The organism is Pseudomonas sp. 05L36 (assembly GCF_056398125.1).
The window spans coordinates 25,296-32,316 of record NZ_JBFTOU010000043.1; the positions used below are offsets into that span (position 1 = coordinate 25,296).

Sequence of the window (7,021 nt, forward strand, 5' to 3'; positions counted from 1 at the left end):
TGCGTCACTTGTTGTGCAAGGGTATTGAGGGCAATAGCGACAGGAGCTGACATCACAACTCACACCTTCCGTAGGATTTTTCCCATCGGGCCTCAATTTCCTCCGACTACAGCCGAAGTCCTTAGTGACAAAGTGATTTGTCCGACAATCGCGCCCCCAATAATGGCGATGCCGCACTCAAGGACCCGGGTTGACCAAGAACGTTTACGCCTGCCAATAAACCGCGAGTCATCTGCACTGCGTGGGCCTATAAGAAAATCTGGAGCGCGGATGAACATCAAACAGAAGTTGACCTGGGCGTTTGCAATCATCGCCTGCCTGCCCGTGGTGCTGGTCGCCACCCTCGTTGTGCTGAACCTGCGCAGTGATGCCAGGGACGAATTCGTCGACGGCAGTGCCCGCGAGATTCGTCAGGTCAGCAACGCCATGCAATTGTTCTTTGACGGCATCAGCCAGAACGTCGATTACCTGGCCAGGCAGCCGCTGATCCGAAACTCCGACGACAGCCTCAAGACTTACATGGCCGCCAACGCCGAGAGCGTCCCTCAGGGCGAGGCGGACAAGAAAGTCTTCACCCTGCTCCAGGACTTGGGCAACAGCCACCCGGCCTACGCCTACGCCATCCTCGGCACGGCGGCGGGCGGCTACGTGTCGTGGCCGGATGATCCGAAGTTGAACAATTACGACCCGCGCCAGCGCCCCTGGTACAAGGCGGCCCAGGCCAAACCGGGCAAGCCGTTGCGCACCGAGGCCTATTACTGGGCCCAGGACGACGCGACCTACGTCAGCACCGTGCGCACCATCGACAACAAACTGGGCACCAACGGCGGTGTGGTCAGCATCGACGTGACGCTCAAGCAGCTCACCGAAATCGTCAAGCAGATCAAGCTCGGTGAAACCGGCTACCTGATGCTGCTGGAAAACACCGGCATGGTCCTGGTGGATCCGAAACAACCGGAACACAACTTCAAACCGCTGAACAGCCTTGGCGACGGCTACGCGCAACTGGCCAAGGCCGGCAAGGGCCTGGTGGAAGTGGAGCTGAACGGCGAGCACTACATGGCCAACGTCTGGCCATCGGAGCAACTAGGCTGGACCTTCATCGGCCTGATCAAACAGGACGACGTGATGAGCTCCGCGACCCAGTTGACCTGGTTGATCGCCATCATCGCCGCCGTCCTGGCCGTCATCTTCGCCATCGTCGGCGCCAGTTTTGCCAGCCTCATCGTGCGCCCGATCCGCAGCGTGGCCAGCGGCCTGGAAGGCATCGCCCAGGGCGAAGGCGACCTGACCCAGAACCTGCAAATCCGTGGCAACGATGAAACCGCGCAACTGGCCAACTGGTTCAACCAGTTCCTGACCGCGATTCGCAACCTGATCCAGAACATCGGCGGCGCGGCGAGCAAGATCCTCGCCACGTCCAAGAGTTCGACCCAGGTCTCCAGCGACATGGCCGAGGCCGCCGGACGCCAGCGTGAAGCGGTGGACATGGTCTCCACGGCGTTCCACGAAATGGTCGCCACCGCCAACGAAGTCGCGCGCTCTTGCAGCCAGGCGGCGGAGTCTGCCGACAGTGGCCAGCGCCAGGCGCGCGAAGGTCAGCAGCAGATCGATGCGGCGGTGAACAGCGTTGATCGCCTGAGCCAGGAAATCGAACAGTCGGCCCAGTCGATGCAACAGCTCGAACGCGACAGCAACGACATCCAGTCGATCCTGGGGACCATCCGCTCGATCGCTGAACAGACCAACCTGCTGGCGCTGAACGCCGCGATCGAAGCGGCCCGTGCCGGTGAACAGGGGCGCGGCTTTGCCGTGGTGGCTGACGAAGTGCGAGCCCTGGCCAAGCGCACGGCCGACTCCACGGCGGAAATCGACGGGCTGCTGGGCAATCTGGCCAAACGCACCAGCCAGGTGACCCAGCAGATGCACGCCAGCCTGGAAGTGTCCCAGCAATCGGTGACGCGCATCGGCGAGGCGCGCAACAGCTTCGGGCAGATTCGTGAGTCGGTGGACGTGATCCGCGACATGAACACCCAGATCGCCACGGCGGCGGAACAACAGCATCAAGTGGCCGAAGACATCAACCGGCACATCAGCCAGATCCATGGCGATGCGCAGTTGGTGGCAGAACTGGCCAACTCGGCGCGCCTGGATTCCCAGAGCCTGGCCGGGTTGTCGAATGAGCTGGACGGGTTGGTGCGCAGGTTCCGTACCTGATCCCTATTGTCGGGTGGCCGCTTCGCGGCCATTCGCTGGCAAGCCAGCTCCTACACGTGTTGCGCAGCGGCCCAACCTGTAGGAGCTGGCTTGCCAGCGAAGGCGATCTCACGGTCGAAACAGAAACAACGGCATTCTTGTTCAACGTTCGAGAATGGCAGTCACCCCCTGCCCGCCCGCCGCGCAGATCGAAATCAGTCCCCGTCCCTTGCCCGCCGCATCCAGCAACTTCGCCAGGTTGGCGACGATGCGCCCGCCGGTGGCGGCAAACGGGTGCCCCGCCGCCAGGGAACTGCCTTTGACGTTGAGTCGGCAGCGGTCAATCGAGCCCAATGGCGCATCGAGGCCGAGACGGGTTTTGCAATACTGCGGATCTTCCCAGGCCTTCAATGTGCACAGCACTTGCGCGGCGAAGGCTTCGTGGATTTCGTAGTAGTCGAAATCCTGCAAGGTCAGGCCATTGCGCGCTAGCAAACGTGGCACGGCGTAGACCGGCGCCATCAACAACCCTTCGGCACCGTTGACGAAATCCACCGCCGCCGCTTCGCCGTCGCGCCAGTAGGCAAGAATCGGTAACCCGCGTGCCTTGGCCCATTCCTCACTGCCCAGCAGCACCAGTGACGCGCCATCGGTCAGCGGCGTGGAGTTGCCTGCGGTCAGGGTGCCCTTGGCGCTTTTCTCATAGGCTGGTTTGAGCGCGGCGAGCTTTTCCAGCGTGGAGTCCGGGCGCAGGTTGTTATCGCGAGTGAGGCCCATAAATGGCGTCATCAGGTCGTTGTGCCAGCCCTCGGCGTAGGACGCGGCCAGTTTCTGATGGCTCTCGAGCGCCAATTGATCCTGTGCCTGGCGAGGGATGTTCCAGGTCTGGGCCATCAGCTCGCAATGCTGGCCCATGGACAACCCGGTGCGCGGCTCGCCATTGCGCGGGAATTCGGGGATCAGATGCTTGGGACGCAACTGCAGGAAGGTTTTCAGTTTGTCGCCGGTGGTTTTCGAGCGGTTGGCTTGCAGGAGGATTTTGCGCAGGCCCTCACTGACACTGATCGGCGCATCCGAGGTGGTGTCCACGCCACCGGCAATGCCGCAGTCGATCTGGCCCAGGGCAATCTTGTTCGCCACCAGCAACGCCGCTTCCAGCCCGGTGCCGCACGCCTGCTGGATGTCATAGGCCGGAGTGGCCGGCGACAGTCGCGAACCGAGTACGCACTCGCGTGTGAGGTTCATGTCCCGCGACAACTTGAGCACGGCCCCGGCGACCACTTCGCCGATGCGTTGGCCGTGCAGGTTGTAACGTTCGATCAGGCCTTCGAGGGCGGCGGTGAGCATCACCTGGTTACTGGCCGTGGCGTAGGGGCCATTGGAGCGGGCGAAGGGAATCCGGTTACCGCCGATAATCGCGACGCGGCGCAGTTGGGTCATGAAATGCTCCTGATGAAATAGCCAAAATTGAAACTACCCCCTGTAGGAGCTGCCGAAGGCTGCGATCTTTTGATCTTGATTCCAAAAAGCCAAGTCAAAAGATCGCAGCCTTCGGCAGCTCCTACAATGACCAAGCGTAGGCCTTATCTCGTGGATCGAACGACTGATAGCCATTCATGGTCCACACTTTGATCCCCAGCATTCGGAGCGTGTTCCATGTCTGACCGCTATATCGACTTCGCCAATTCGTCCATCGGCCATCGCCTGCTCGGCACCCTGGGGCTGCCGGCGCCGACCAGGCTGGAGCGCTGGCAAGCAGGCCGACTGCGGCCCGTGGAAGGTGCGTTGTTGATCGGCGGCGGGCCGTTGGCGGAACACGTCAGCGCCTTCGCCAACCGCCTGACCGACGTGATCTACAGCTACGGCGCCGAGCCTTCGATGGCCACGGCCTGGATTCCCGGCCATGGACCGAAACTCAAGGCTGTGGTGTTCGATGCCAGTGACCTGCTGCACACCGACCAGCTCAAGCAACTGCGCGAGTTCTTCCAGCCGCTGATGAAGAACCTCGAACACTGCGCACACCTGGTGATTCTCGGACGCGATCCGCAAAGCCTGCGCGACCCGTTCGCCGCCAGTGCGCAGCGTGCCCTGGAAGGTTTCAGCCGTTCGCTGGCCAAGGAGTTGCGCAGCGGTGGCACCTTGCAATTGATCTACGTCGGCGAAGGTGCCGAGGCGCAACTGGAAGGCCCGCTGCGGTTTTTCCTCTCACCGAAAAGCGCCTTCGTGTCCGGGCAGGTCATTCGCTTGAATGCGTGCTCAACGCCAGTCACCGACTGGACACGCCCGCTCGCCGGGCGCAAGGCACTGGTCACCGGCGCAGCACGCGGTATCGGTGCCGCCATCGCGGAAACCCTGGCCCGTGATGGTGCCGACGTCATCCTGCTCGACGTGCCCCCGGCCAAAACCGATCTCGAAGCCCTCGCCGCACGCCTCGGTGGGCGCAGCATCACCCTCGACATCTGCGCCGAAGACGCCGCCGCGCAGTTGATCGAACAGTTGCCCGACGGCCTTGACATCGTGGTGCACAACGCCGGCATCACTCGTGACAAAACCCTGGCCAACATGACCCCCGAATACTGGGACGCCGTGCTGGCGGTCAACCTCAATGCGCCGCAAGTGCTGACCAAAGCCCTGCTCGACAGCGGCACCCTGCACGACAACGGCCGGGTGATACTGCTGGCGTCCATCAGCGGCATCGCCGGCAATCGCGGGCAAACCAATTACGCCGCGAGCAAGGCCGGGCTCATTGGCCTGGCGCAAGCCTGGGCGCCACTGCTCCACGAGCGCGGCATCAGCATCAACGCCGTGGCGCCGGGCTTCATCGAAACGCAGATGACCGCGCACATTCCCTTCGGCCTGCGCGAAGCCGGACGGCGCATGAGTTCGCTTGGCCAAGGCGGCTTGCCACAAGACGTCGCCGAAGCCGTGGCCTGGCTCGCGCAACCGGGCACCGGCGCGTTTACCGGGCAAGCGTTGCGCGTGTGTGGGCAAAGCGCTCTGGGGGCTTAAGGATGATCACCGACTGGCACACACTCAACCGCGAACCCAGCTTGCCGGGGTTGTACGCACGAGCGGCGACACGGCGCAAAATCACCGGCACCACCCTGCCCGATTCGGGCTTGCGTTGCTGGGTCGAAGTCGATCCCAAGCGCCTGTCGGCCTATCGTAAGGTCTGTGGTTTCGCCGACAACGGCCTGCTACCGCCGACCTACCCGCACATCCTCGGGTTTGCCTTGCAGATGCAGTTGCTCACGGCCAGGGACTTCCCGTTCCCGCTGCTGGGCCTGATACACCTGAGCAATCGCATTCGTGTACTGCGCCCCATGGGCGGGGTGAATCGGGTGCGCGTCAGCGTGCAAGTGCAGAACCTGCAACCCCACGCCAAAGGCGCGACGTTCGATTTGTTGACCAGCCTCGACGATCAGTTGGGGCCGTTGTGGGAAGCAGAAAGCCGGATGCTCTGTCGCGGCGTCAAACTCGAGGGTGAACCGCTCGAAGAGAACCTGGAATCGAGCCTGGCCCTGAGCGAAGTCGAGCACTGGAGAGCGCCCTCGGACATCGGCCGGCAATACGCCAAGGTGTCCGGCGACTACAACCCGATTCACCTCAGCGCGGCCAGCGCCCGGCTCTTCGGTTTCCCGACCGCCATCGCCCATGGCCTGTGGAACAAGGCGCGCACGCTGGCTGCGCTGGCCGGGCATCTACCTGCAGCGAATGTCGAGATCGCAGTGCAGTTCAAGAAGCCGGTACGGTTACCCGGTGAGGTGACGTTACTGGCCAGTGCGCCGGGACCGAGCGGGGATCTGCAATTGGTGGGTGCCGGGGATCTGGAGCATATGGTCGGGCACTGGCGGCCGGTTGCCTGATCCTGATAAAACCGATGTCTGTGGCGAGGGGGCTTGCTCCCTCGCCACAAAAGCTGCGTGGTCAGTCTTGCGGATCGAGATTATCCAACGCCCGGTTCACCGCCAGCTCACCCAGCATGATCACCTGCGCAATCCCCAGCAGAGTGTTGCGCTGCGAGCCTTCAAGAAACCCCGCGAAATCACTCGCCATCACACTCGCCGACGCCAGTGATTCACAGGCGTGGGCCAGCAGGGTCTCGGTGTCGATGTGCGGGGCAATGACGAACATCGTGCTGGGCTTGTGGGTGACAGGTTGCCTGGGTGGATTGAGGTAGTGGTCGAGGGCGCGGTCGGCGGCTTCGTGGAGTTTGTTTGAGTGGGGGGAATGGTATGGGGAAACGTCGTCGGTTTCGGGGGGATTTGGGGTTGGTTTGATCATCGTTGCACCTCTGGGATGAAATGGAGCCACGTCCAAATTGCCGCGAAGCAATTTGGGGTGGCAGCTGTACGCGGGTTCGCGGACCGATCCCAGAGGCAGCTCGGCATACCCGAAGGTATCCCGCGCACAGTCGCCATGACACAGAACGACAGACACAAGATTGTGTTGTTGTTAGGTGGAGCGATTATGCCTTAGGAATCGAGCCGCGACGCCCGGACGCTGAATTTTCAGCGACTGACAAAGGCTAGAGATCGCGCTTCCGACGGGCAACCTGAAAAACATGTCGGAGGTTTCCTCGGGACTTGAGGAAAACTACACAGGATTGATTGACTGTCAGGACCTCATCGCGAGCAGGCTCGCTCCCACAATTTGACCGAGTACATCTGAAAGAAATTGGTCGGCTGTCAGGCCGCCTTCGCTGGCAAGCCAGCTCCTACAGTTGATCGGCGTACACCCACGCTTCTCACCACTCATCAGGCCGAGCGTTAGCTCGCCTGCAGCTCTTGATCTTGATCCACCCGCCCCCTCGGAAGGCTGAGCG

At 62.2% G+C, this 7,021-nt stretch carries 5 protein-coding genes and 1 pseudogene; 4 read left to right on the plus strand and 2 right to left on the minus strand.

Annotated elements, in window-relative coordinates; all coding sequences use genetic code 11:
- Positions 1-270 precede the first annotated feature (270 nt).
- A pseudogene (locus tag AC1DKH_RS28520) lies at positions 271-1,359 on the plus strand (cache domain-containing protein); the annotation flags it as partial.
- Between the two features lie 129 nt (positions 1,360-1,488).
- The gene (locus tag AC1DKH_RS28525; protein WP_371317838.1) at positions 1,489-2,217 is read left to right on the plus strand and encodes a methyl-accepting chemotaxis protein; all 729 of its coding nucleotides are present in this window, start codon (positions 1,489-1,491) and stop codon (positions 2,215-2,217) included.
- A gap of 141 nt (positions 2,218-2,358) precedes the next feature.
- Here the strand turns inward: AC1DKH_RS28525 and AC1DKH_RS28530 are convergent, their stop codons facing one another.
- Positions 2,359-3,636 carry an acetyl-CoA C-acetyltransferase gene (locus AC1DKH_RS28530; protein WP_477800014.1) on the minus strand — a complete coding sequence of 426 codons (1,278 nt, stop codon included), beginning with the start codon at positions 3,634-3,636 and terminating at the stop codon, positions 2,359-2,361.
- Positions 3,637-3,852: 216 nt separating this feature from the next.
- On the opposite strand from AC1DKH_RS28530, the gene AC1DKH_RS28535 reads away from it, so the two are divergent.
- Entirely contained in the window at positions 3,853-5,205 is a 1,353-nt protein-coding gene (locus tag AC1DKH_RS28535; protein WP_477800015.1) for a 3-oxoacyl-ACP reductase, read from the plus strand.
- Positions 5,206-5,207: 2 nt separating this feature from the next.
- Positions 5,208-6,062, plus strand: coding sequence for a MaoC family dehydratase (locus AC1DKH_RS28540; RefSeq protein WP_477800016.1), 855 nt, complete (start codon positions 5,208-5,210; stop codon positions 6,060-6,062).
- Between the two features lie 61 nt (positions 6,063-6,123).
- Here the strand turns inward: AC1DKH_RS28540 and AC1DKH_RS28545 are convergent, their stop codons facing one another.
- Entirely contained in the window at positions 6,124-6,480 is a 357-nt protein-coding gene (locus AC1DKH_RS28545; RefSeq protein ID WP_477800017.1) for a DUF6124 family protein, read from the minus strand.
- Between the last annotated feature and the right edge of the window lie 541 nt (positions 6,481-7,021).

Coding starts and splice junctions, on each gene's coding strand:
- AC1DKH_RS28525 (WP_371317838.1), top strand. CDS start 1,489: ATGGTCTCCACGGCGTTCCACGAAATGGTCGCCACCGCCAACGAAGTC.
- AC1DKH_RS28530 (WP_477800014.1), bottom strand. CDS start 3,636: ATGACCCAACTGCGCCGCGTCGCGATTATCGGCGGTAACCGGATTCCC.
- AC1DKH_RS28535 (WP_477800015.1), top strand. CDS start 3,853: ATGTCTGACCGCTATATCGACTTCGCCAATTCGTCCATCGGCCATCGC.
- AC1DKH_RS28540 (WP_477800016.1), top strand. CDS start 5,208: ATGATCACCGACTGGCACACACTCAACCGCGAACCCAGCTTGCCGGGG.
- AC1DKH_RS28545 (WP_477800017.1), bottom strand. CDS start 6,480: ATGATCAAACCAACCCCAAATCCCCCCGAAACCGACGACGTTTCCCCA.